This is a genomic window from Streptomyces specialis, assembly GCF_001493375.1.
GTDB lineage: Bacteria > Actinomycetota > Actinomycetes > Streptomycetales > Streptomycetaceae > Streptomyces > Streptomyces specialis.
The window spans coordinates 584,808-608,567 of record NZ_LN929896.1; the positions used below are offsets into that span (position 1 = coordinate 584,808).

Genomic DNA, 23,760 nt, shown 5'->3' on the forward strand with positions numbered 1-23,760 from the left:
TACGTCGAATCTCGTAGTTGTCTCTACTTCTGTCGTTCTTTTGTTTTAAGAAACCCGGACTCCGCGAGAGCGAGCACTATCCTCTTCGTCGCCGGCTTCGGATGTGTATAAGAGACGGGGAACACGCTGCTCGTCACCGGCCGGGGCGTGGACACCCACTACGACAAGCTGCACCTCTACGACGCCTACGGCTTCGCCGAGTCCGCCACCGTCGAGCCGGGCGCGCGGCCCGTCACCGCCGAGGTGGACGGCGTCACGCTGGGCTTCGCCACCTGCTACGACGTACGGTTCCCCGCCCTGTTCACACGGCTCGCCGAGGAGGGCGCGCGGGTGATCCTGCTGCCCGCCTCCTGGGGCGCGGGCCCCGGCAAGCGCGACCAGTGGGAGCTGCTGGTCCGGGCCCGCGCGCTGGACAGCACGAGCTGGGTGGTCGCCGCCGGGCAGGCGGACCCGGCCACGGTCGGCGAACCGCCCGCGACCACGGCCCCGACCGGCATCGGCCACAGCATGGTGGTCTCCCCCTACGGCGAGGTCCGCGCCCGGCTCGGCGCCGCGCCCGGGCTGCTGGTCGCGGACGTGGACCCGGCCGAGGCGGACCACGCCCGGCGCACCGTCCCGGTGCTGGCCAACCGCCGCCGCGACCTGTGACGGCCCGTCAGCCGACGGCGCCGACGGGCCGCTCGGTCGTCGCGATGGTCGCCGAGCCGACCACCCGCGTCCCGTCGTACAGCACGATCGCCTGGCCCGGCGCGATCCCGCGCACGGGCTCGGCGAACCGCACCCGCAGCTCGTCCCCGACGATCGCGGCCGTCACCGGGGTCTCCGCGCCGTGTGCCCGGACCTGCGCCGTGTACGCGCCGGGCCCGGCCGGGGCGGTGCCGCACCAGCGCGGCCGGATCGCGGTCAGGGCCACGATGTCCAGCGCCTCGGCGGGGCCGACCGTCACCGTGTTGTCCACCGGGGAGATGTCCAGCACGTAGCGCGGCTTGCCGTCCGGGGCGGGCCGGCCGATGCGCAGGCCGCGGCGCTGGCCGATGGTGAAGCCGTGCGCGCCCTGGTGGGTGCCGATCCGGTGGCCGTCCTCGTCGAGGATGTCGCCCTCGGCGGAGCCCAGCCGGCGGGCCAGGAAGCCCTGGGTGTCGCCGTCCGCGATGAAGCAGATGTCGTGGCTGTCCGGCTTCCTCGCCACGGCGAGCCCGCGCCGCTCGGCCTCGGCGCGGATCTCCTCCTTGGTGGAGCGGGTGTCGCCCAGCGGGAACATGGCGTGGGCGAGCTGCCGGTCGTCCAGCACCCCGAGCACATAGCTCTGGTCCTTGGCGAGGTCCGCGGCGCGGTGCAGCTCGCGGCGGCCGTCCGCGGTGTGGACGACGGTGGCGTAGTGGCCGGTGCAGACGGCGTCGAAGCCCAGGGCCAGCGCCTTGTCCAGGAGCGCCGCGAACTTGATCTTCTCGTTGCAGCGCAGGCACGGGTTGGGCGTGCGGCCCGCGCGGTACTCCGCGACGAAGTCCTCCACCACGTCCTGCCGGAAGCGTTCGGCCAGGTCCCACACGTAGAACGGGATGCCGATGACGTCGGCGGCGCGGCGCGCGTCGCGGGAGTCCTCGACGGTGCAGCAGCCACGGGCGCCGGTGCGGAACGAGGCGGGGTTCGACGAGAGCGCGAGGTGGACGCCGGTCACCTCGTGCCCGGCCTCGGCGGCGCGGGCGGCGGCGGCGGCGGGGGCCACGCCGCCGGACATCGCGGCCAGCACGCGCAGGCGGCGCTCGGCGGGGTGTCCCGTGCCGGGAAGGGAGTCAGTCATAACCCATCCAGAGTAAGGGCCGCGTCAGGCGAGCCCCGCCGTCCGGGCCCGCGCGACCGCCGGGCCGATCGCCTCCGCCACCGCGGCCACGTCCTCCTTGGTCGAGGTGTGGCCGAGGGTGAACCGCAGCGTGCCGCGCGCCAGGCCCGGATCGGCCCCGGCGGCGAGCAGCACGTGGCTGGGCTGCGCCACGCCCGCCGTGCACGCCGAGCCGGTGGAGCACTCGATGCCCTGCGCGTCCAGGAGCAGCAGCAGGGAGTCGCCCTCGCAGCCGGGGAACGCGAAGTGCGCGTTGCCGGGCAGCCGTCCGGCCGGGTCGGGGTCGCCGCCGAGCACCGCGTCCGGCACGGCGGCGGTGACGGCCGCGATCAGCTCGTCGCGCAGCGCGCCTTTCTCGCGGGCGAAGTCCTCGCGGCGGGCGGCGGCCAGCCGGGCGGCGGCGGCGACCCCGGCGACGGCGGGCACGTCGAGCGTGCCGGAGCGGACGTCGCGCTCCTGGCCGCCGCCGCGCAGCACCGGCGTCGGGGTCCAGTCGCGGCCCAGCAGCAGCGCGCCGATGCCGTACGGGCCGCCGATCTTGTGCCCCGAGACGGTGACGGCGGCCAGGCCGGAGGCGGCGAAGCCGACGTCGAGCTGGCCGACGGCCTGCACCGCGTCGGCGTGCGTGGGGATGCCGTGCTCGGCGGCGACGGCGGCCAGCTCCGCCACGGGCTGGACGGTGCCGATCTCGTTGTTGGCCCACATCACGGTGACCAGGGCGACGTCCCCGGGATCGCGGGCGATCGCCTCGCGCAGCGCGTCCGGGTGGACGCGCCCGTATCCGTCGACCGGCAGCCACTCGACCCGCGCGCCCTCGTGGTCGGCGAGCCACCGCGCCGCGTCCAGCACCGCGTGGTGCTCCACGGGGCTGACCAGCAGCCGGGTACGGCGCGGCTCGGCGGCCCGGCGCGCCCAGTACAGGCCCTTGACCGCGAGGTTGTCCGCCTCGGTGCCGCCGGACGTGAAGACGACCTCGCTGGGCCGCGCGCCCAGGGCCGCCGCCACCGCCTCCCGCCCCTCCTCCACGGCGCGTCTGGCGCGGCGGCCGGACGCGTGCAGCGACGAGGCGTTGCCCGTGGCGGTGAAGTGGGCGCTCATCGCCGCGATGGCCTCGGGGAGCATCGGCGTGGTCGCGGCGTGGTCGAGGTACGGCATGGTGAGCCGATTCTACGAGCCGGTCCGGAACCGGCCGCGCGCCCGGGGCGTTGACGTGGTGGCCGGCCACGGGCGGCCGACGGCGCGCGGACGGGACGGAACCGGGGGGACGGATGGGCGAGCGATCCACCCGGCCGGCGACCGCCCGGCCGGGTCGCCGGGCCGTGCTGGCGGGCGGGGCGGCGGGCCTGGCGGGCGTGGGTTTCCTCGCCGCGCGGGACACGCTCTCCCGGTGGTGGTGGCGGCACTCGGGCACCGAGGCGCCGCGGGTGGCGGGCGCGGTGGACCACCCGGGCGCGGAGTGGATCCCGGCCTCCTCGGCGAACTACCGGCGGGCGAACCGGCCGCGGGACTACACGATCGACCGCGTCGTCGTCCACATGCCGGAGGCGACGTACCCGATCACGCTGCGGGTCTTCCAGGACCCGTCCCACGGCGCCTGCACGCACTACGTGGTGCGGTCCTCCGACGGGCACGTGGCGCAGCTCGCCCGGGAGCTGGACGTGGCGTTCCACGCGGGGAACCAGGGCTTCAACGAGCGCAGCGTCGGCATCGAGCACGAGGGCTGGGCGGACGACCCGTCGTACCTGACGGACGCGCTGTACGAGGCGTCCGCGGAGCTGGTCGCGGGCATCTGCGACCGGTACGGCATCCCGGTCGACCGGGAGCACATCGTCGGGCACAACGAGGTGCCGGACGTGGTGCGGATCTGTCCGGGGCCGCACTGGGACTGGGACCGGTATCTGGATCTGGTGCGCCGGGCGGCGGGGTCCGTCAACCCGGGGTCCGTCAACTGAGGGTGCCGAGCCGGGTCAGTTCGGCCGCGCAGCGCTGGGCGTCCTCCGCCCGTTCGAAGACCGCCGCGCGCACCTGATGGGTGTCCGGATCGGGCACATGGGCGAGGTGCCCCTCGTCGGAGACGACGTACCAGCCGCGGGTCTCGCTGTGCCGTGCTTCGTACCGCATGGCGGTCACCGTAGTGGTGGCGCGCGGTGCCGGGCCAGCGGGCGCCACCACTACGGTGACCGCCCCGCGGCACCCAGCACGGCCCAGCGCGTCCCCCCGTTGGGACCTCGTCGCCCACGAGGGGCACCTCGCCCACGGGCCCGCTCCCGCCCCCCCTCCCGCGCGCCCGGCCGGCTCCGCAAGGGCGGAGGGCGCCCCTGGCCCTCTATGCCACCCCCACACTGCGACTCGTTGTTGCTTAGTCTGCGGCAGCGTCAGGTTTGAATAAGTGACGGGGCGTTGCCCGGGCTCCAGTCGGCGCCGTGGCCGAGGCGGTCCCTGACCCTGGCGCGGATGTCGTCCAGGGAGAGGCCGGGGCCTCGGGGGTCGATCTTGCCCGGCTGCCACTCCAGATGGCCGATGACGGAGGTCTCGCCGGTCTTGCCCCAGCCGTGCGCGCGGCACAGGGCGGCCGAGGCGCGGACGATGGCCTCGACCTGTTCGGCGGGCCAGGAGTCCTCGCCGTCGCCGAGGTTGACGCACTCCCAGCCGTAGAAGTGCGGGTTGCCGTCGGTGTCGGCGTGTCCGGCGCCGGGCAGCGGTTTCTCGGCGGCGACGGCGGCGAGGACGTCGCCGTCGCCGGAGCCGGCGTGGTTGGCGCGGCCGTGCCCCACCAGGTGGACGGTGCCGTCCTTGGCGATGACGCCGTGGCACAGCGGGCCGGGCAGGTCGGGGCGGCCCTCGTAGCACAGGTCGACGGTCGAGTCGGTGCCGGAGGTGGCGGTGTGGTGGAGCATCACCCCGCGCACCGGTCCCCAGGGTCCGGCGCTGTCGCGGTTGTGGGTGCTCCAGGACGCGTGCTCGACGACGTCGACACCTTCGTCTTCGAGGGTGTGGAGGAATTGGTCGGCGGTCAGTGGTGTGGCCATGATCGGTCCCCGAACGGGTCTCGCGAACAGTAGTCATACCAGCTCTACGAGTCCCGCCGACCGCCCCGCAAGGGCGGGGCCGCGCCCCGGGCGCCGGGGTTCGTTGAAGATGCGCCGAACGGGGGGCGACGCTCAACGCGCGTTGAGTCAAGTCCCGTTCCGGGGCGGGCCGTTGCCGTTCGGCCCCGCTCAGTCCCGCTCAGTCCCACACGCCGGGTCCGCCGCCGCGCCACTCGATGAGCGCGGGGTCGCGCAGGTCCACGTCGTCCGGGTCGAGGCCGGCCCGCCGGAGGAACTCCAGCAGCTCGCCGGCCGAGCGCGCCCGGCCGAGGATCTCCTCGCCGACGCGCACGCGCCGGCCCCCGCCCGTGGTGGGCGGATAGACGACGACGCGCGCTCGGACCATGCGCCCAGCATGCGCCCCCGCACGCCGCACCGCAGCCCCACAGGCGCGGACGGGGGTCCGGAACACGCCAGGACCCCGGCGCCTCGCGTCACGAGGGCCGGGGTCCCGCCGCCCACCGGGGCCGCCGGGCGGTGTCAGGCGTTGCCGTTCTCCGCCTGGAACATCCAGTGGTGCTTCTCCAGCTCCTTCACGAGCTGGATGAGCACGTCCTCGGTGACCGAGTCCACCGGGCCCACGTCGTCCAGGCGCTCGCGCATGCGGACGATCACCGCGCCGAGGGCGTCCACCATCGTGCGGATGGCCTGGGTGTCCTGCTGCCAGCCGTCGGCGACCTTCGCGATGCCCGTGGTGGCGGCGACGGTCGAGGCCCGTCCGTCCGGCGAGAGGCCGAGCGCGGCGGCGCGCTCGGCGACGATGTCGGAGTGGGAGCGGGCGGTCTCCACCACCTCGTCGAGCTGGAGGTGAACGGAGCGGAAGCGGGAGCCGATGATGTTCCAGTGGGTCTGCTTGGCGACCAGGGAGAGATCGATGAGATCCACCAGCGCGCCCTGGAGCGCCTCCCCGACGATCTTGAGGGTGGCGTCCGGCAACGTGCTCTTGATGGCGTACATACAGCGTCCCCTTTCGGAGCTTTTGTCCTCATTTATGCAAGTCCGAGCGTCAGGTTACCTCCGGGGTCCTGAAGCGGCATGAGGACGGGTACCCCGCGCGGGCCCGCGAAACCGGCGGGACGCGCGGGGCGCTCGTGCCGGTCGCGGCCGGTCGCGGTCAGTAGGGGCGCGGGTAGCCGTAGCCGTGCCGGTGGAGCCGGGAGGGGTCCTGGCCGGGCGTGCCCGGGGCGTCGCGGTCGTAGAACGGGCGGGTGTTGGCGCGCAGCCACATCGCCACCGGGTCGAAGGCGTCGGCCATGGCCACCGTGCCCACCGGCAGGCCGTCGGGCACGGCCTCGATCGCCCGGCTCATCATCCACCGCACGGCCGCCGCCGTCCGCTCGCCGGGGTCGTCCACGTCCAGCCCGATCACCCGATACGCGGCGCCGAGCGCCGGCCGCCCCCCCGCCCGGCGCAGACTGCGCAGCGCCGGGGTGCGTCGGGCGAGCGCGACGAGCCGTTCGTAGAACGCGTCCGCCCGGATGCTGGGCTCGGTGATCCGCAGCGGCCCGGCGGGCAGCCGGTCCAGGCCGCCGGCGATCCGCCGCAGGTCCAGCCACGGGACGCCGAGGCCACCGCCCGGCGCGTGCGGGTTGAGCCACAGGCCCCAGTGCTCCGGGTAGAGCGCGGCGGCGATGTCCCGGCCGCTGACGACCTCGTGCCGCCGCGTCCAGCCGCTGGCCGCCAGCTCCCGCTCGGAGGTGACGCCCGGCGCGTAGCCGTGGCCGGCGACCTCGACGCTGCCGTACTGCGACTCCGGCTCCCCCGGGCCGCCGTGCCACAGCAGCATCCACACGTCGCTGCCGGCCAGCGCGGCCAGCAGCTCCTCGTAGGTGTCCAGCCGGTCGGCCGTGACCAGGGGCAGCAGCTCCTCGACGCTTCGTGCCGCACTCACAGGGGGCGGACCTCCTCGCACCTCGGATGCACCTGTGCCCGTCAGCCACCCCTCACATGCCCGTCACAGCGGTTCCGAAAGCCACGGACCACGCGGACGAGGTGCGGGCCGCTCAGGCGTTCCGGGCGTAGAAGGGGGGCACGCACTCCCGCAACCAGTCCACCACAGGGTCATCGGCTGCATCCAGAAGAACCAACTGCACCGGCCAGACGACGGGCCGTCCGGCCAGGGCGCGGCCGAGCGCCGCGTTGACGGCGGCGCGGGACTCGTCGTCCAGCCGCTCCAGCTCGACGCCGACGAACAGGGACGGCGGGCCGCCCTCCGCGCTGGCCAGCCCCCGGCGCGCGGTCCGCACGAACCACAGCGCGCCCAGCTCCGCCGACGCGGCGCTGAGGAAATCGACCGGCTCCTCCTGCCAGTCCGGCTGGAACAGCCGCATCCGCGCACCGCTCGGCACGCCCGGCGCGCGCTCCCCCGGCGTGGCGCGGCACAGCTCCGCGACGGCCGAGGGCGGCACGGGGATGCCGACCGTGCCGCCGGGGTTGACGGCGATGCCGACCTGCGGCGGCAGCCCGCGCGCGAACTCCCAGGCGGGCGCGACGGCGAACGACAGGTGCGAGGCGCCGCCGAGGTGGAGCTGCTCGGCGGAGCTGAACACGGGCACGTAGACGCCGCCGTTCAGGTCGATGGTCGGCAGGTCCAGCTCGCGGCTCTCCTTGCCGCCGCCCTCGGGCAGCGGGATCCACACCGGGCTGCGGGAGAGCACGCGGAGCAGCAGCGGGCCCGCGTCGCGGGCGCCGAGCGCGGTGGCGAGGGTCTCCTCCAGCTCGTTGCTCGGCCAGCCGCCGCCGTAACCGGCTCCGGGCCTCGGCACGCTCATCCCGGTCGACCCCCATCTCGCCGTCACCGTCCGTCTCCCCGACCACCCTAACGGCTGAGCCCGCCCGGCCGGGTGGCCCGGCGGCGGCCTCGCGACCGTTCATGCGATGATGTTCCAGCGATGCGGCAGGGCCGCGTCAACAACCGCATACCGGCCGTTCGACCATGCGCGGGAGAGTCCCCGGTCCGCCCGGGGCGCCGAAGGAGCAAGTCCTCCCTTGAATCTCTCAGGCCCCGATACCGCGCGCGGAAGGCGAATCTGGAAAGCGGGCCGGCCGCCGCCGGAGTCTCGGCGCGGCACGGGCCCCACCCACGGTGCAAGCCGCGCCACCCGGCAGGGTCGCGGCGAACCTCTCAGGTGCCGATGACAGATGGGGAGGGGACGCCCCTACCCCTGTCCTCTCTTCCGCCAGCCTGGAGCCAGCCCATGACGGACGACACGCCCACCGCTCCCGCCTCCCGCCCGCTTTCCTGTCCAACAGCTCTCGACGCCGTCCACCGCGCCCTCGGCGCCGCCATGACGGACTTCGCCGGCTGGTCGATGCCGCTGCGCTACGGCAGCGAGCGGGCCGAACACCAGGCGGTACGCACCTCCGCCGGGCTCTTCGACCTCTCCCACATGGGCGAGATCACCGTCACCGGCCCCGGCGCGGGCGCGCTGCTGGACCACGCGCTGACCGGCCTGCTCTCCACGCTCCCCGTGGGCCGCGCCCGCTACACGATGATCTGCGACGCGGCCGGCGGCATCCTGGACGACCTGATCGTCTACCGGCTCGCCGACCGCGAGTACCTCGTCGTCGCCAACGCCTCCAACGCCGCCACCGTGCTGGACGCCCTCACCGACCGGGCCGCCGGGTTCGACGCGGCCGTCCGCGACGACCGCGACGCGTACGCGCTGATCGCCGTCCAGGGCCCGGCGTCCCCCGCCGTCCTCGGCCGGCTCACCGACGCCGACCTGGCGGGGCTGCGGTACTACGCGAGCCTGCCCGGCACCGTCGCGGGCCGCCGCGCGCTGATCGCCCGCACCGGCTACACGGGCGAGGACGGCTTCGAGCTGTTCTGCGCCCCGGACGACGCCGAGCCGCTGTGGCGGGCGATCACCGAGGCCGGGCGGCCCGAAGGGCTCGTGCCGTGCGGGCTGGCCTGCCGCGACACGCTGCGCCTGGAGGCCGGCATGCCGCTGTACGGGCACGAACTCACCACCGCCACCACCCCGTTCGACGCCGGACTCGGCCGTGTGGTGCGGTTCGACAAGCCGGGCGACTTCGTCGGGCGCGAACGCCTCGCCGCCGCCGCCGAACGCGCCGCGAGCGCCCCGCCGCGCGCGCTCGTCGGCCTCGTCGCGCGCGGGCGGCGCGTCGCCCGCGCCGGGTTCGCGGTGGTGGACGCCGGGGGCACGGTCATCGGCCGGGTCACCTCGGGCGCGCCCTCCCCGACCCTCGGCAAACCCATCGCGATGGCGTACGTCGACCCCGGGTACGCCACGCCGGGCACCGAGGGCGTGGCCGTCGACATCCGGGGCACCAGCGAACCGTTCGACGTCGTCGCCCTGCCGTTCTACAAGCGCCGGACATGACGCCCGGCCCGTACCCCCTCCCCCACCCGCCACCGTGGAGCCACCAGCCTCAACACTCCCCCCTCCGCCGGCAGCTGCATAGGTATATAAGAGACACCCCCACCGCCATCCCCAGTGTTCAGGAGAAGCGCCATGAGCAACCCCGAGAACCTCCGCTACAGCAAGGAGCACGAGTGGCTCTCGCCCGCCGACAACGGCGTGGCGACGATCGGCATCACCGCCTACGCGGCCAACGCGCTCGGCGACGTCGTCTACGTCGACCTCCCCCAGGTGGGCGCCACGGTCACCGGCGGCGAGACCTGCGGCGAGCTGGAGTCGACCAAGTCGGTCAGCGACCTGTACGCGCCCGTCTCGGGCGAGGTCACCGAGGTCAACCAGAACGTGGTGGACGACCCCGCCCTGGTGAACTCCGCGCCCTTCGAGGCGGGCTGGCTGTTCAAGGTGCGCCTGGACGACGCGGCGGGCGAGCCGGCGGATCTGCTGACCGCCGACGAGTACACCGCCTACACCGAGGAGTGAGCAGACCCGGGCCGGTCACGGCCCTCTCCGCGTTCGACCTGTTCTCCATCGGCATCGGCCCGTCCAGCTCGCACACGGTCGGCCCGATGCGCGCCGCCCTGATGTTCGCGCGGCGGCTGAAGGACGAGGGTCAGCTCGCCCACACCGCCACCGTCCGCGCCGAGCTGTACGGCTCGCTCGGCGCGACGGGGCACGGGCACGGCACCCCGAAGGCGGTCATGCTCGGCCTGGAGGGGCACGCCCCCGACACCGTGGACCCCGACCGGGCCGACGACGAGGTCGCGCGGATCCGGGCCACCGGCGAACTGCGCCTGCTGGCCACCGAGATCGGCGCCACCCACCCGGTCCGGTTCGACGCGGACACCGATCTGGTGCTGCACCGCCGCCGTTCCCTGCCCCACCACGCCAACGGCATGACGCTGCGCGCCGCCGACGCCGGCGGACGGCCCCTGCTGGACCGGACGTACTACTCCGTCGGCGGCGGCTTCGTGGTGGACGCGGACGCGACCGACGCGGACCCCGGCCGGCCGGACGCCGCCGTGGTGCCCCACCCGTTCCGCACCGGCGACGAGCTGCTGCGCCTGACCCGCGAGACCGGCCTGTCGGTCTCCGGGCTGATGCTCCGCAACGAACTCGCCCGGCGCCCCGAGCCCGACGTCCGCGCCGGGCTGCTCCGCGTCTGGGACGCGATGGCCGCGTCCGTGGACCGGGGCCTGGCCCGCGAGGGCGTCCTCCCCGGCGGCCTGAAGGTCCGCCGCCGGGCGGCGGCCTCCGCGCGGAAGCTGCGCGCCGAGGGGAACGCGGCCGGGCTGGCCATGGAGTGGATCACGCTCTACGCGATGGCGGTCAACGAGGAGAACGCCGCGGGCGGCCGGGTGGTGACCGCCCCGACCAACGGCGCGGCCGGCATCATCCCCGCCGTGCTGCGGTACTACCTGGACTTCGTGCCCGGCGCCGACGAGGACGGCGTGGTCCGCTTCCTGCTCGCCGCGTCGGCGATCGGCATGCTGTTCAAGGAGAACGCCTCCATCTCCGGCGCCGAGGTCGGTTGCCAGGGCGAGGTGGGCTCCGCCTGCTCGATGGCGGCCGGCGGCCTGGCCGAGGTCCTCGGCGGCTCCCCCGAACAGGTCGAGAACGCGGCGGAGATCGGCATCGAACACAACCTGGGCCTGACCTGCGACCCGGTCGGCGGCCTGGTCCAGATCCCGTGCATCGAACGCAACGGCATGGCGGCGGTGAAGGCGGTGACCGCCGCCCGCATGTCCCTGCGCGGCGACGGCCGCCACCACGTGTCGCTGGACAAGGCGATCAAGACGATGAAGGAAACCGGCGCCGACATGAGCGCCAAATACAAGGAGACGGCCCGCGGCGGCCTCGCCGTCAACGTGGTGGAGTGCTGACGCCAGGCGCCGTTCCAGATTGCCTCCGCGAACTCTCATCCTTTGCAATGCGTAAGCCTGGTAGGCATCCTGTGAGCAGCTCTGACCGGCGCGTCTGCCTCGGATATGGTCCAGCTCGTACGCTTCCACAAACACACGGGGAGAGACTATGAGGCGTTTGCTCGGCAGGGCGGCGGTCGTCACCGCGGCCGGACTGCTCGCGGTGGGGCTCCCGTCGTCGGCCCAGGCCGCGAACGGTTTCGTCATGGTGGACGGGCTGAGGCTCGACAACCCGTCGGGGTGCTACAGCGAGCGGCCCGGGTTCTTCGCCAACCACACCGACCAGCGGGTGGAGTTCTTCGAGCAGCCGTTCTGCGCCGGCGGGGTGCAGGGCCACCTCGACCCGGGGGAGTCGGCGCAGATCGCCGGCGTGCGGTCGTTCTTCGTGCCGTAGCCGGCGCGCATGGCGACATGACGGGTGGGGCCGGGTTCGGCCCCACCCGTTGTGCGTGGGGTCTCAGTCCTCCGGCGGCGGGGTGTAGACGTCCACGGTCGTGCCGTTTCCGTTCGCGCGGGCCAGGGCGGCGATGTGCAGGCCGGCCGCCACGTCCTCCGCGGCGAGGCCGAGGGACTTGAAGACGGTCAGTTCGGCCGGGGACACGCGGCCCGGTCGGCGGCCCGCGAGGACCTCGCCCAGTTCGGCGCGGATGTCGTTCTCGCTGAAGCGGCCCTCGCGGATCGGCACGAGCAGATCGCCCGCCTCGGCGCGGGCCGATTCCAGGCTGTCGACGAAGACGGCGGCCTTCTCGACCACGTCCGACGCCAGCTCCCTCGTATGGGGGAAACAGGCCCCGACCGCGTTCACATGGGCGCCGTCGCGGAGCTGGCCCCGGTCCAGGACGGGGGTCTCCGAGGAGGTCAGCGTGCACACGATGTCGGCGTCGGCCACGGTCTCCGTCACCGTCGGGCACACCTCCACCTCGACGTCCAGCGACAGGTGCTGGCCGGCCCCCGCCGCCAGCCGCGCGGCGCCCGCCTCGGTGCGGCTCCCCCCCCGCCCCCGCCGCGGCGGGCGGACCTCCGCGATGGCCTCCAGGTGGGTCCTGGCCTGGACGCCGGCGCCGACGAGGGCCAGGTCGCCGGCGTCCGGCGGGGCCAGGACGTCGGTCGCGACGGCGGTGACGGCCGCCGTGCGGACGGCGGTGACGGCCGCCGCGTCCATCATCGCGGCGGGCAGGCCGGTCTCCGGGTCGTAGACGATCACCACGCCGAGGTGGGTGTCGAGGCCGCGGGCCGCGTTGCCGGGGTTGACGACGACCGTCTTGATGCCGAAGCCGGTGAGGGACGGCGTGGCCAGGTGCGCGGGCATCGAGCCGAGCACGCTGTCCCGCCCCTCGGGCCGGACCACGGTGCGCAGCGGCTGGGTGACGCCTGAGGTGCTGTAGGCCGCCAGGACCTCGCGCATCAGCGCGATGGCCGCGGGCATACGGAACAGGCCGCGCACCTCCGTCCCGTCCAGAACGATCAAACCGGTCATCGCGGCAGGTTCCCCTCACCCTCGGATTCCGACAGCGCGCGTGCCGAGTTTACCCGGTGAACCCCCGGCCGACGTCACCATGCTTTCGATGAAGAATCCGGTAACGGAGTCTTAAGGACAGCGCAGGAGAGAGCCGGGAATTCACCCGCGCCCAAGAAGGTTAAGGGCCGCTTGACGATGTATGGGGAAGCGGTGTGCGCCGCTCTCCGAAAGGCTTCCTTGACGCCGTCCGCCGGCCCGTGTTTCCCTGAATCCCGGGCGGCACCCGCAAGGGCAAGTGCCCCTGGTGGAGCGGGATTTCCGGCAGGATCCGGGATTCCCGACATTCATCTTCCGGCCCCCCGGAGTTCCCCGGGGCAGAACCGGCTCGACGCCGGGGAGGGCAGTGGGGAAAAGCCTGTCTCTTATAAAAATCTCGGAGCCAACGAGAAAGGCAGAAATATGGAAGGCCGACTTCTGCTTGAAAAAAAAAAAGATAAATTGAAAGTGAAGCATAACATGCATCTAGTATACCAAAGCGGGGGGAGCGACAAGGGGGAAGACAAGGGGGAATCAGTCTGTGATCAAGCACATCGTGCTGTTCCGCTTCCGGGATGGAGTGACCTGGAGCGACCCACGCGCCCAGGAAGCGGAGAAAGCGACGCACGGGCACCCGCGGGAAATCCCGGAAATCCTCGAATGGACCGCGGGACGCAACTCGGCCGACCGCGAGAACGCCTATGACTTCGCGGTCGTCGGCCTTTTCGAGGATCACGCGGCCCTGGGGCGTTACATGGAGCACCCCGACCACCGGCGCGGGGTGCGGCTGTGGAGAGAGATCAGCGAGTGGGTGGTCACCGACATCGACCTGGCCCGCGCCGCCGCCCAGTGACATAAGCGCCGACCTCCGCGCGGTTTCCGCACCGACTCACGGAAAGCCACCATGTTCACACTGTTCGACGACGAACTCGACGCCTTCGCGCGCCGGACCCTCCTCATGCACCGGGACTTCGAAGCGGGCCGGTGGACCGAGCCGCGACTGGCCGAGCACCAGCTCGCCGGCGTACGCGACATCATGCGCTTCACCCGGGAGAACTCCCCGTTCTACCGCGAGCACCTGGCCGCCTACGACGCCGGGCGCGTCGACGCCCTGACGCTCGACACCTTCGCCGACGTCCCGTTCACCACCAAGGACGATCTGCGGCAGAACATGCTGGGCATGCTCTCCGAGCAGCTCACCGACGGCTGGGTCTTCTACGAGACGACCGGCACCACGGGCCCGTCCACCCCCTGCCCGCGCAACAACGTCGACTCCCTCGTCAACAACACGGTCCTGACCCTCTGTTACGACAGCGTCCTGCGCCGGCACCAGGGCCCGCACATGATCGCCGTCATGGGCCCGACCGAACTGCACTCCACCGGCGACACGTTCGGCGACGTGTTCCGCAACCTGGGCCACACGGTGGCCAAGATGTGGCCGCACTCCCCCGTCGTCGGCTTCTCCCGCGCCGTGCACCTGCTGCGCGAGCTGCGGTTCACCGGGCTGGTCTGCACCCCGGGCATGGCGATGACCCTCGCCAAGGAGGCGCACCGGGCCGGCCTGGACCCGCGCAAGGACTTCTCGGTCGGATTCCTGCTGCTCGTCGGCGAGTTGCTCACCCCCGCCCTCGCCGCGAGCATCGGCTCGCTGTGGAACGCCCAGGCGTACAACTGCATGTACGCCTCGCAGGAGTCGTCCATCCTGGCGGCCGTCCGCGACGACGGGCTGCTGCACACCGCCCCCCTCAACGCCTACTACGAGATCGTGGACCCCGACACCGGCGCCCGGGTCGCACCGGCCGGGGACGGCTCGCTGGAGGGCGAGTTGGTCATCACCCACCTGTACCGGGGCTGCAAGCCGCTGGTCCGCTACCGCACCGGCGACATGGCCGTCCTCAGCCCCGCCGCGGACGGCGCCCGTTACCCCTCGCCACTGCTGCGACCGCTGGGCCGGGTGCGGGACCGTCTGGAGCTCAACGGCCGCCGGGTGTTCGCCTACGACCTGGAGGAGTCGGTCCTGGACCAGGTGACGGGCTGCCAGGGCTACCAGGTCGTCATCGACCGGACCGAGGACGGCGTGGACACCCTCACCGTCCGCCTGGAGATGGCCGCGTTCGCCGACCGCGCCGAGGCGCGGGCCGACGCCATCCGCGACCGCCTGCTGGCGTCCTTCGGCACGCCCGCCGAGGTCGAGTTCGCCGAACTGGGCGCCATCGCCACCACCGGCGCGATGGTGAGCTGGAAGGCCGCCCGTATCCACGACCGGCGCGTCGGGGAGCCCGAGCCCGAGCGGCTGGCGGCCCTGGCCATCGCGAACCAGCGGGAGGACCGTTGACCACCGAGGCGACGGCGCCGCCCACCGGCGCCCCCACGACGGCCGCGCCCTGGGTGTACCTCGACGGCGACGTCATCCCGGCCTCCGACGCCCGCCTCACCCCCTCGACCCAGGCGCTCAACTACGGCACCGGCGTCTTCGAGGGCATCCGCGGCTACTGGCACGGCGATCACGGACGGCTGTACGTGGTCAGGCTGCGGGAGCACTTCGAACGGTTCGCCGCCTCCTGCGCGTTCCTCCGCCTGGACCTGCCCGGCGGGGCCGGGCCCGGCGATCTGGCGGACATCACCGTGGAGTTGCTGCGGCGCAACGCCCACCGGGGGCACACCTACATCCGGCCGCTCGCGTTCAAGCGCGCCTTCGAGCCGGGTGTGCCGTTCGGCGTGAAACTGCGCGGCGTCACCACGTCCGTGTCGATCCACACCGTGCCGATGGGCAGCGCGCCGACGGGTCCCGGCATCCGCTGCGGCGTCTCGTCGTGGCGCAGGATCCCCGACACGTCGCTCCCGGCGCGGGCGAAGATCACCGGCGGCTACGCCAACAACGCGCTGGCCGTCGACGAGGTCCAGGCGGCCGGTTTCGACGACGCGATCCTGCTGAACCACGCGGGCACCGTCGCCGAGGCCAGCACCTCCAACGTGTTCCTGGTCCGGCGCGGGGAGCTGATCACCCCGCCGCCGAGCGCCGACATCCTGGAGGGCATCACGCGCGGCTGCGTCGCCGAGATCGCCCGGGAGGAGCTGGGCGCGGACGTCACACAGCGGCACGTCGCCCGGTCCGAGCTGTACACCGCCGACGAGGTCTTCCTCACCGGGACCGGTGTCGAGATCCGGCCGGTGCGCGAGGTGGACGGCCGCGCGGTCGGCCGGGGCGAGCCCGGCCCCGTCACCACGCGGCTGGCCGAGGTCTACGCGCGCGCGGTGCGCGGCGAGGACGAACGGTTCCGGGAATGGCTGACGCCGGTCGCGCTGTGACGGACGGGGACCGTCAGCCCGCCGCCGGACGACAGGCGACACCGACGACACGAACGGTACGAACGACGACACGCAGGCCGGATCGCCCCAGGCACGTCCCAGCACACGTCTCGAATCGGGGAATCATGTCCCAGGCACAGGCACCCACCCAGGCACCGACGCCCACGCAGGCACCGACACCCGACCTTCTCATCGACATCCTGCTCCGCCAGCGCCCCCGCGAGGAGCACGTGGTCACCCTCGGCCCGGGCGGCACCAGCAGCGAGGCCGCGGCCCGGCATCTGAGGAACCGGCTGACCGCCCGCCGCGCGTGCGAGGTCACCATCGGACTGTACGACCGGTACGAGGACGCCGGTGAGGCCCTGCGCTCCGGCGAGGGCTCCCTGCTGCTCGTGGCCAACGCCTATGCGGGGATAAGCCAGTTCTACATGGACCCCGGCCTGGACCTGGCCGGGGCCTTCGTCTTCGACACCCCGCAGTACGGCCTCGCCGCCCGCCCCGACGCCCGGCCCGAGGGCCGGGTCCGGGTGCGGGTCGCCAGCCACCCGGCACCCGTTCCGCTGATCGACCAGCTCATCCTGCCGGGACTCAGCGTCGAGGAGGTCGTGCCCACCCACTCGACCAGCGCCGCCGCGGCGGCGGCCGGGAAGGGCGAGGTGGACCTGGCCCTGACCCCCGCGCCGGCCGCGGCCGAGCACGGGCTGACGTTCATCACGCGCCCCCGCGACATCCGCATGCTCTGGTCGGTGTTCACCACCGGCTCATCGGGCGTCGGACGGGTCCGGTGACAACGGCTCGACGACCGCCTTCTGCATGTGCTGGAACACCACGGACGTGCGCACGTCCGCGATCTCACGCCGCTGCGTGAGGTGATCGAGGATGAACGCGTGCAGGTGCTCGGTGTCGCGGACCGCGACGTGGATCAGGAAGTCCTCCGCGCCGGAGACCACGAACACGGAGATGGTCTCCGGAAGCTGGGTCACGAACTCCTGGAACGACTCGATCACGGGCCGGTTCGGGGGTCTGAGCCGCACCGCCACCAGCGCCTGCACGCGCCGTCCGAGCATCGGCAGGGACACCTCGGCGTGGTGACCCGTGATCACCCCGCGGGCGTGCAGGGAGCGGACCCGTTCCAGGCACGTCGAGGGCGCGATGCCGAGGGCACGGGCCAGGTCACGGTTGGTGTGCCGCGCGTTGCGCTGGAGGAGCGCGACAAGAGCCGAATCAAGTTCGTCCAGCACCGGTGAAACCTCTCATTCACCGAACGGTGTTCGGTCGTTGTCCTCGGTCGTCGTAGGAGTATCTAGAATCTCACCGCGTCACCAGCGGACATACGACCGGCCACGGACCGTCAGGAGCGAGGAGCGAGCGTGACCAGCGGCACCGACAGGCCATCGCCGGCCCCGGCCCGGACGTCCGTGGACCGCGCGACGGCCCTGGCCGTCGTCGCCATCGTCGGGGCCGCCCTGATCTGGAGCACCTCGTTCGCGGTGACCAAGGTGGCGCTCGACCACGTCCCGCCGATGACGATCGGGGCGATGCGCTTCACCGTCGCGGCCCTCCTGCTGGGCGTCGCCGTCCGCTGCCGCCCCGGCTGGAGCCCGCCGCCGCCGCGCCGGCGCGCCTTCATGGGCCTGGCGGGACTGCTGGGCATCACCGCCTACTTCGCCCTGGAGAACGTGGGCGTGGAGCTGGCCACCGCCTCCGACGCCTCGCTGATCGTGGCCTCGTACCCGATCATCACGCTGGCCCTGGAGTTCGTGGTCAACCGCACCGGCGTCTCGCCGGTCAGGCTCGTCGGCATGCTGCTCGCGATCGTCGGCGTGTGGCTGATCGTCCAGCAGGGCGCGGACGAGAGCGGGGGCAACCGGCTCTGGGGCGACGTCATCCTGATCCTGGGCGGGGTGGTGTGGGCGGTCTACAACCTGGTCGCCCGCCGCGACGGCTCCGGCTGCTCGCCCCTGGTCGTCACCTACTACCAGACCCTGGCGGGCGCCGCCGGATTCCTGCTGCTGTCGCTGACCGAGTACGAGCGGTGGGAGACACCCCCGGCCGACGACCTGCTGCGGGTGGCGTACCTGGCCGGTTTCTGCTCCGTGGCGGCTTTCCTGGCGTACAACTACGGGCTGCGGCGGGTCTCGTCCAGCGTGGCGGTCAACCTGCTGAACCTCGTACCGGTGATGGGCCTGATCAGCGCGGTCGTGCTCGTCGGCGAGACGGTCGGGATGATCCAGGTGCTCGGCGGCGCGATCGTCATCGTGGGCGTGCTGCTCGGTCTGCACCGGATCGGCGACGACGAGCGGCAGGAACGGGCGCCCGGCACGAGCGACACCGGCGGCACCAGCAAGACCACTACGGGCACGACACGTTGGAACTCACAGGAGTGAACACACCCATGGCGCAGCCGAAGATCACCGATGCCAAATGCGTTCTGCTGGTCGCCGACCACCTTCCCACCGGCCTGGCGGTGAACGCCGCCGCCGTGCTCTCCCTCACCCTGGGGAACCGGGTGGAGGGCCTGATCGGTCCCGACGTCAAGGACGCCGACGGTCACGCGCACGCGGGCATCACGCTGATCCCGGTCCCCGTCCTGAAGGCCGGCTCGGAGAAGATCGCCCAGGTGGCCCGGCAGGTCCTGGACGAGGAGGACGCGGTGACGGTCGCCTTCACCGGCACGGCCCAGTCGTGCCGCACGTACGACGAGTACATCGAGAAGATGAGCGAGCTTCCCACCGACGGCCTGGAGTACGTCGGCCTCGGCCTGTTCGCCCCGCGCAAGCTGGTCAACCGCCTGACCGGCGACCTCCCCCTCCTGCGCTGACCCGCCCGGCGCGGCCGGGGCCCTAGCGGGTCCCGGCCGCGCGGGCCAGCCGGGCGCGGCAGCCGGGTGAGCCCCGGCCGCGGCGCCCGCCGGAGCCCCGGGGCGCGCGTGGCCGGGGGCGGTCCGGGTACTCGCGTCGGCATGATGAAACGCGCACTGTGGCAGGGGCTCTGTGCCGGAACGGCCGGGGCGCTGGTGATGACGCTGACCGAGAAGGCCGAACAGGGCCTCACCGGCCGGCCCGACTCGTACGTCCCCGCCCGCGTCCTCCAGCGCCTGACCGGTATGTCCGAGCGTCCCGGCGCCACCCGGCCGACACCGGTCAACTGGGCCATGCACTACGGCCAGGGCGCGCTGCTGGGCGTGGTGCGTTCGGTCATGGCCCAGGCCGGCCTGCGCGGGCCCGCGGCGTCGGCGCAGTTCGCCGTGGTGCGGGTGACCAACGACCAGATCCTGGAGAACGCCACCGGCGTCGGCGCGCCCCCCGGCACCTGGCCCCGTGGGGAACTCGTCGTCGATCTGCTCCACAAGACCGTCTACGCCGTCGTCACCGGGGTCGTCGCCGACGCCCTGGCCGCCCGGAACGGCCCCGGCCCCGGCCGGCGCCACGCCGCCGTCCGGCCCGGCCGACACCCGGACATCGCGCCCCTCCCGCCCGGTCATGCCTACGGCCGGTGAGGCGGTGGGGCGGCGGGGCGCCGAGGCGGGAGGTCAGTCGCGGCCGAGGCCCTCCAGGGCCACGGTGGCGGCCCGGGCGATCAGTTCGTCGTCGCGTTCGGCGCCCTCCTCGTCGCGGCTGGACATGACCGCCATGACGATGGGGTTGCCGCCGTCGTCCGGCCAGATCACGGCGATGTCGTTGCGGCCCCCGTACCCGGCGGTGCCGCTCTTGTCCGCCACGGTCCAGCCGTCCGGCAGGCCGGCGGGGATCAGCGTCTCGCCGGTGGTGTTCGTCGTCATCCACCGCGTGAGAAGCTCGCGTTCGTCCCGTTCCAGGGCGTCGCCGAGCAGGAACGCCCGCAGGTTCCCGGCCATCGCGCGGGGGGTGCTCGTGTCGCGGATGTCGCCGGGTACGCCGTCGCTCAGCTCCGGTTCGTACCGGTCCATCTCGGTGACGTCGTCGCCGTGTTCCTCCAGCACCGCTTCCAGGGCGTCGGGGCCGCCGAGGGCGTCGAGAAGCAGGTTGGCGGCCGTGTTGTCGCTGTACCAGAGGGTGGCGGCGCACAGTTCGCGCAGGCTCATCCCGGTCTCGGTGAAGTTCTCGGTCACGGGCGAGTTGGCGATCAGGTCGCCGGACGAGTAGGTGACCACCTCGTCCAGACCGTCCAGTCCGTACTCCTGGAGCACGGCCCCCGCCAGCAGCGCCTTGAACGTGGAGGCGAACGCGAACCGTTCGTCCTCCTGGTAGGCGACCTCCCGGCCGGTGCCGGTGTCCAGGGCGTAGACGCCGAGCCGGGCGTCGAACTCGCCCTCCAGCTCTCGGAACGCGCGGGCGCTTGTCTCCGCGGACACCGCGGCCTGCGTGGTCGCGGCCCGCGCGGATTCGGCGGACGCGTCGGACGCGGCCCCGGTGTCCTGGCCGCACGCCGGGAGCGCGACGAGCACGAGAACCCCGGCCACCCGGGCGGCGCCCCGGCGCATGCGGAACGTGTACGTCATGGGATGGAACCTCCAAGCTGTCGGTGGACGAGCGGGAACCACCTTCCGTCCGGCGGCCGCCCGCCGTCCAAGTCGCGAACGCGCGGTTCCATGCCGCTTTGGCATAATGCCGGTCCGTGGATCTTGTGGGGGCATGCCGGGCGTTCGTCCACGTCAGCGAGCGCGGCAGTTTCACCGTCGGCGCGGCGGCGGCCCGGATCGCCCAGTCCGTCGCGAGCCGCCGCGTCGCCGCGCTGGAACGGCACCTCGGTCAGCCGCTGCTCGAACGTTCCTCGCGCGCCGCCACCCTCACCCCGTTCGGCCGGGACATGCTGCCGCTGGCGACCCGACTCGTGCGGCTGGCCGATGAGCTGGAGCACGAGGCGGAGGCCGCCCGGCACCGGCCGCTGCGCCTGGCCGTTCCCGCCCCCCTGTCTCTTATACTCCTCTGCCGCTGCCGACCAAGAGCGCACGCTATTCCCCTGCTGCACGCGCGTCATTACCCAATAGCCACCTCACCCCCCCTCTCTCCCTCTCCACCACGATCTCCACAGATGATGTGACTCCTGGTGACAGTAAAGAGCAGGGACGTATCAGGTGAGGTGCTGAGTGGTGGTAAAAAGTGAGTCGGGGCGCCGAGATTCCGCGCCCACCCGGGGCGGGGGGGGGGGGGGGGGGGGGGAGGAGACACCCCCCCGCCGCCCGCCCCGCCGCGCCCGCCGAACGGGCCGAGCTGGTCCGCTCCCGGCAGGTGCGCGCCGCGCTGCTGGCGGTGCCGCCCGCCGAGGCGGCCTGGACGGTGCCGCTGGGCCTGGCGGTCGCCACCGCCCCCCGCGCCGGGCCGATCTACCCGGACACCCTGCGCCCCGGCCCGGCCGGCGGCGAGCGCCGGCCCCGGCGGGTCTGGCTCCAGCCCGAGGACGACGTGCCCCACATACGGGACCGCCTCACCCGTCTGCGCGACGCCGTCGGCCTGCGTCCGGCGCAGCTCGCCGTCGCGCCCGCCGTGGCGTCCGCGGCGGCCGGCGTGCTGAGCCCCCGCGACGCGCTGCTGGCGTCGCCGGCCGGGGCCCGGCGCCTGCGGCCGGGCCGGCGGCCGGGCGGCGAACTCGGCCCCGGCCTCGCCCGGGGCTACGCGCGGGCGACGGCGGACGACACGGACGCCGACGCCGCCCGCCTCGCGGAGCGGTGCGCGGACGCCGTCGCCCGCTGCCTGGGCGCCGGGACGGACACCGGAGCGGACACCGGAGCGGACCGGTGAACGACGACGGGCTGCTGCGGGAGCTGCGCCGGACGCTGCACGACGGCGGCCTGCACGGCTCGTTCCTCGTCCGCGACCTGCACACCGGCGACGAACTCGGCATCGACCCGGACACCGAGTTCCCCGTCGCGTCCCTGGTGAAGATCCCGCTCGCGCTGGCGACGCTGGAACGCGTGCGGCTGGGCGAACTCGACGGCGCCACCGCGCTCGACGTGCCGCCCGGACGCGTCACCACGCCCGGGCCGACGGGCCTGAGCCGGTTCCGCCACCCCGCCCGCGTCGCCGTGGACGACCTGCTGTACCTCGCCATGGCCATCAGCGACGGCGTCGCCACCGACGCGCTGTTCGGGCTCACCCCGCCGGCCGCGGTCGCGGCGATCCTGCACCGGCTCGGGGTGCGCGGCATCGCGGTCCGCCACACGACGCGGGAGTTGAGCGAGACCCCGGTGGAACGTTTCGACGCGGCGGACGTGCACCTCGCCCACGCGCTCGCGATCGACGCGGGCACGGCCGGGCGCGGCCACCGGGTGCCGCAGCTCGACATCTCGCGCGCCAACGCCGGCACGGCCCGCGCGTTCGTCGATCTCCTCCAGGCCCTGTGGACCGGGCCCACGGCGATCCACCCCGACGTCGCCGCGCGCCTGCGCACCCTCATGTCCGAGAACCTGCTGCGGCACCGTCTCGCCCCGGACTTCGTCTCCGACTCCTCCACCTGGTCGTCCAAGACGGGCACCCTGCTCAACCTGCGCCACGAGGTGGGCGTCGTCGAGCACGCCGACGGCCAGGCGTACGCCGTGGCCGTGCTGACCGAGTCGCGGGTGGCGGCGAGCAGCCAGCCCGCCGCCGACGCGCTGATGGGACAGGTCGCCCGCCGGCTCCGCGACCGTATCCGCGCCACCCGGTGAGGTGACCGGCGGCGTACCCCGCACCGGGCGGGGTACGCGGGTCCCATGCGGATGGGTGTGCTGGATGTGGGGGCGAACGCGGCCTCCCTGGTGGTGGCGGAGGTGGACGACGGGGTGCCGTCCGCCGTGCGCACGGTCAAGTATCCGTTGCGTCTCGCCGAACGGCTGGGCCGTGGCGGCCGGTTGGGGCCCGACGCGGTCTCGCGGGTGGCCGGGGCGGGGTCGGCGGCGCGGGCGGAGGCGGCCCGCTGGGGATGCCCGGAGCCGTTCGTCTTCGCCACGGCCGTCGTGCGGGACGCGCCGAACGCGCCGGAGGTGCTGGCCGAGGTGCGGCGGCGCACCGGGGTCCTGCCGCACACCATGCCGGGGGAGGTCGAGGCGGAGCTGACGTACCTCGCCGTCCGGCGGTGGATGGGGTGGCAGGTCGGCCCGCTGGCCGTGCTGGACATCGGCGGCGGCTCGTTCGAAGTGGCCTTCGGCCGGGGCGGGCTGCCCGACTTCGCCACCTCCCTGCCGCTCGGCGCCCGCGTGCTGACGCGGGAGTACCTGGACGACGGGGACCCGCCGTCGGCGCGGGCGGGGAAGGAGCTGCGCCGCCATGTGCGCCGCCACCTGGAGGACGTCGGGGCGCGGATCCGGAACGAGGCGCCGCACACCGTCGTCGCCACCTCGCGGACGTTCCAGCAGCTCGCCCGGCTGTGCGGGGCGCCGCCCGGCCGGCAGGGCTGGTCCGTGCCGCGCCGCCTGGCCCGGGTCGACCTGGCGCGGGCCACGCGGCGGCTCGCGGCCCTGCCCGCGGCGCGGCGCGCGGAGCTGCCGGGCATCTCGGCGGCGCGCGCCAAGCAGGCGCTGGCCGGGTCGATCGTGGCGCACGCGGCGATGCGAGCCATGGACATCGACACGGTCACCCTCTGCCCATGGGCGGTCCGGGAGGGCATCCTGCTGCGGCACATCGAGGACGGACCGGTCGGCGCGGGCTCGCGCGGGCGGACGCGGCGCGAGGTGTGAGACCGCGCCGGTCAGGGCATTCGGGTGTTTTTCGGAAGGAAGTGCCCTGCCCGGGCGGTCCGGGGTCCCGCGCGGGGACCTCGTTCCGTG

At 73.6% G+C, this 23,760-nt stretch carries 25 protein-coding genes, 3 pseudogenes and 1 riboswitch; of the genes and pseudogenes, 17 read left to right on the forward strand and 11 right to left on the reverse strand.

The window, feature by feature from the left end; translation table 11 throughout:
* Positions 1-120: 120 nt before the first annotated feature.
* Positions 121-648 (forward strand): annotated as a pseudogene (locus tag BN2279_RS20815) (nitrilase-related carbon-nitrogen hydrolase); the annotation flags it as partial.
* A 7-nt stretch (positions 649-655) separates the two neighbouring features.
* Here BN2279_RS20815 and mnmA read toward each other — a convergent pair.
* A complete protein-coding gene (gene mnmA / locus BN2279_RS20820; protein WP_059011832.1) occupies positions 656-1,801 on the reverse strand; it encodes a tRNA 2-thiouridine(34) synthase MnmA in 1,146 nt (381 codons plus the stop codon).
* 24 nt (positions 1,802-1,825) lie between these two features.
* Positions 1,826-2,995, reverse strand: coding sequence for a cysteine desulfurase family protein (locus BN2279_RS20825; protein ID WP_059011834.1), 1,170 nt, complete (start codon positions 2,993-2,995; stop codon positions 1,826-1,828).
* 113 nt (positions 2,996-3,108) lie between these two features.
* Between BN2279_RS20825 and BN2279_RS20830 the strand changes: the two genes are divergently transcribed.
* Positions 3,109-3,792, forward strand: coding sequence for an N-acetylmuramoyl-L-alanine amidase (locus BN2279_RS20830; protein WP_059011836.1), 684 nt, complete (start codon positions 3,109-3,111; stop codon positions 3,790-3,792).
* Here BN2279_RS20830 and BN2279_RS29540 read toward each other — a convergent pair.
* From BN2279_RS29540 to BN2279_RS20855, 6 genes and pseudogenes are all read right to left on the reverse strand, one after another.
* Positions 3,785-3,961, reverse strand: coding sequence for a hypothetical protein (locus tag BN2279_RS29540; protein WP_159037292.1), 177 nt, complete (start codon positions 3,959-3,961; stop codon positions 3,785-3,787). The genes BN2279_RS20830 and BN2279_RS29540 overlap by 8 nt on opposite strands.
* A gap of 272 nt (positions 3,962-4,233) precedes the next feature.
* Positions 4,234-4,869: pseudogene (locus BN2279_RS20835) on the reverse strand (N-acetylmuramoyl-L-alanine amidase); the annotation flags it as partial.
* A gap of 199 nt (positions 4,870-5,068) precedes the next feature.
* On the reverse strand, positions 5,069-5,275 hold the full coding sequence (locus BN2279_RS20840; protein ID WP_059011841.1) for a hypothetical protein: 207 nt from the start codon (positions 5,273-5,275) through the stop codon (positions 5,069-5,071).
* A gap of 134 nt (positions 5,276-5,409) precedes the next feature.
* Positions 5,410-5,886, reverse strand: a complete 477-nt coding sequence (locus BN2279_RS20845; protein WP_059011842.1) for a Dps family protein — start codon at positions 5,884-5,886, stop codon at positions 5,410-5,412.
* A gap of 157 nt (positions 5,887-6,043) precedes the next feature.
* Positions 6,044-6,820, reverse strand: a complete 777-nt coding sequence (locus BN2279_RS20850; RefSeq protein WP_079032345.1) for an enhanced serine sensitivity protein SseB C-terminal domain-containing protein — start codon at positions 6,818-6,820, stop codon at positions 6,044-6,046.
* Between the two features lie 112 nt (positions 6,821-6,932).
* Positions 6,933-7,700, reverse strand: a complete 768-nt coding sequence (locus BN2279_RS20855; protein ID WP_059011846.1) for an enhanced serine sensitivity protein SseB — start codon at positions 7,698-7,700, stop codon at positions 6,933-6,935.
* A 159-nt stretch (positions 7,701-7,859) separates the two neighbouring features.
* A riboswitch (glycine riboswitch) is annotated at positions 7,860-7,952 on the forward strand.
* 174 nt (positions 7,953-8,126) lie between these two features.
* Here BN2279_RS20855 and gcvT point away from each other — a divergent pair.
* From gcvT to BN2279_RS20875, 4 genes are all read left to right on the forward strand, one after another.
* Complete coding sequence (gene gcvT, locus BN2279_RS20860; RefSeq protein WP_059011847.1) at positions 8,127-9,275, forward strand: glycine cleavage system aminomethyltransferase GcvT; 1,149 nt, start codon at positions 8,127-8,129, stop codon at positions 9,273-9,275.
* 132 nt (positions 9,276-9,407) lie between these two features.
* On the forward strand, positions 9,408-9,794 hold the full coding sequence (gene gcvH / locus BN2279_RS20865; protein ID WP_059011849.1) for a glycine cleavage system protein GcvH: 387 nt from the start codon (positions 9,408-9,410) through the stop codon (positions 9,792-9,794).
* Entirely contained in the window at positions 9,791-11,194 is a 1,404-nt protein-coding gene (locus BN2279_RS20870; RefSeq protein ID WP_059011853.1) for an L-serine ammonia-lyase, read from the forward strand. Before gcvH ends, BN2279_RS20870 begins: the two co-directional genes overlap by 4 nt.
* A 148-nt stretch (positions 11,195-11,342) precedes the next feature.
* Entirely contained in the window at positions 11,343-11,627 is a 285-nt protein-coding gene (locus BN2279_RS20875) for a hypothetical protein (protein WP_159037293.1), read from the forward strand.
* Positions 11,628-11,690: 63 nt separating this feature from the next.
* Here BN2279_RS20875 and BN2279_RS20880 read toward each other — a convergent pair whose 3' ends face one another.
* A complete protein-coding gene (locus BN2279_RS20880) occupies positions 11,691-12,710 on the reverse strand; it encodes an ornithine cyclodeaminase family protein (protein WP_234348022.1) in 1,020 nt (339 codons plus the stop codon).
* Positions 12,711-13,284: 574 nt separating this feature from the next.
* Between BN2279_RS20880 and BN2279_RS20885 the strand changes: the two genes are divergently transcribed.
* From BN2279_RS20885 to BN2279_RS20900, 4 genes are all read left to right on the forward strand, one after another.
* A complete protein-coding gene (locus BN2279_RS20885; protein WP_234348023.1) occupies positions 13,285-13,581 on the forward strand; it encodes a Dabb family protein in 297 nt (98 codons plus the stop codon).
* A gap of 51 nt (positions 13,582-13,632) precedes the next feature.
* The gene (locus BN2279_RS20890) at positions 13,633-15,063 is read left to right on the forward strand and encodes a phenylacetate--CoA ligase family protein (protein ID WP_059011859.1); all 1,431 of its coding nucleotides are present in this window, start codon (positions 13,633-13,635) and stop codon (positions 15,061-15,063) included.
* On the forward strand, positions 15,060-16,037 hold the full coding sequence (locus BN2279_RS20895; RefSeq protein WP_059011861.1) for a branched-chain amino acid transaminase: 978 nt from the start codon (positions 15,060-15,062) through the stop codon (positions 16,035-16,037). The genes BN2279_RS20890 and BN2279_RS20895 overlap by 4 nt, the downstream gene beginning before the upstream one ends.
* A gap of 125 nt (positions 16,038-16,162) precedes the next feature.
* Positions 16,163-16,825, forward strand: coding sequence for a hypothetical protein (locus BN2279_RS20900; protein ID WP_059011863.1), 663 nt, complete (start codon positions 16,163-16,165; stop codon positions 16,823-16,825).
* Here BN2279_RS20900 and BN2279_RS20905 read toward each other — a convergent pair.
* Positions 16,799-17,275 carry an Lrp/AsnC family transcriptional regulator gene (locus BN2279_RS20905; RefSeq protein WP_059012623.1) on the reverse strand — a complete coding sequence of 159 codons (477 nt, stop codon included), beginning with the start codon at positions 17,273-17,275 and terminating at the stop codon, positions 16,799-16,801. The genes BN2279_RS20900 and BN2279_RS20905 overlap by 27 nt on opposite strands.
* A 132-nt stretch (positions 17,276-17,407) precedes the next feature.
* Between BN2279_RS20905 and BN2279_RS20910 the strand changes: the two genes are divergently transcribed.
* The 3 genes from BN2279_RS20910 (at position 17,408) to BN2279_RS20920 (ending at position 19,536) form a co-directional block, all read left to right on the forward strand.
* Positions 17,408-18,424, forward strand: a complete 1,017-nt coding sequence (locus BN2279_RS20910) for a DMT family transporter (protein WP_234348024.1) — start codon at positions 17,408-17,410, stop codon at positions 18,422-18,424.
* Between the two features lie 8 nt (positions 18,425-18,432).
* The gene (locus tag BN2279_RS20915; RefSeq protein ID WP_059011866.1) at positions 18,433-18,858 is read left to right on the forward strand and encodes a DUF2000 domain-containing protein; all 426 of its coding nucleotides are present in this window, start codon (positions 18,433-18,435) and stop codon (positions 18,856-18,858) included.
* A 141-nt stretch (positions 18,859-18,999) separates the two neighbouring features.
* Complete coding sequence (locus BN2279_RS20920) at positions 19,000-19,536, forward strand: hypothetical protein (protein WP_059011867.1); 537 nt, start codon at positions 19,000-19,002, stop codon at positions 19,534-19,536.
* Between the two features lie 33 nt (positions 19,537-19,569).
* Here the strand turns inward: BN2279_RS20920 and bla are convergent, their stop codons facing one another.
* Positions 19,570-20,499 carry a class A beta-lactamase gene (gene bla / locus BN2279_RS20925; protein WP_059012625.1) on the reverse strand — a complete coding sequence of 310 codons (930 nt, stop codon included), beginning with the start codon at positions 20,497-20,499 and terminating at the stop codon, positions 19,570-19,572.
* 134 nt (positions 20,500-20,633) lie between these two features.
* Here bla and BN2279_RS20930 point away from each other — a divergent pair.
* The 4 genes and pseudogenes from BN2279_RS20930 to BN2279_RS20945 all read left to right on the forward strand — a co-directional run.
* Positions 20,634-20,981, forward strand: a pseudogene (locus tag BN2279_RS20930) (LysR family transcriptional regulator); the annotation flags it as partial.
* 266 nt (positions 20,982-21,247) lie between these two features.
* Positions 21,248-21,757, forward strand: a complete 510-nt coding sequence (locus BN2279_RS20935; RefSeq protein WP_199827766.1) for a hypothetical protein — start codon at positions 21,248-21,250, stop codon at positions 21,755-21,757.
* Complete coding sequence (locus tag BN2279_RS20940) at positions 21,754-22,662, forward strand: serine hydrolase (RefSeq protein WP_059011869.1); 909 nt, start codon at positions 21,754-21,756, stop codon at positions 22,660-22,662. Before BN2279_RS20935 ends, BN2279_RS20940 begins: the two co-directional genes overlap by 4 nt.
* A 45-nt stretch (positions 22,663-22,707) precedes the next feature.
* Positions 22,708-23,670 (forward strand): Ppx/GppA family phosphatase, encoded by a 963-nt coding sequence (locus BN2279_RS20945; RefSeq protein ID WP_059011871.1) that lies wholly within the window; start codon positions 22,708-22,710, stop codon positions 23,668-23,670.
* The last annotated feature ends 90 nt before the right edge of the window (positions 23,671-23,760 follow it).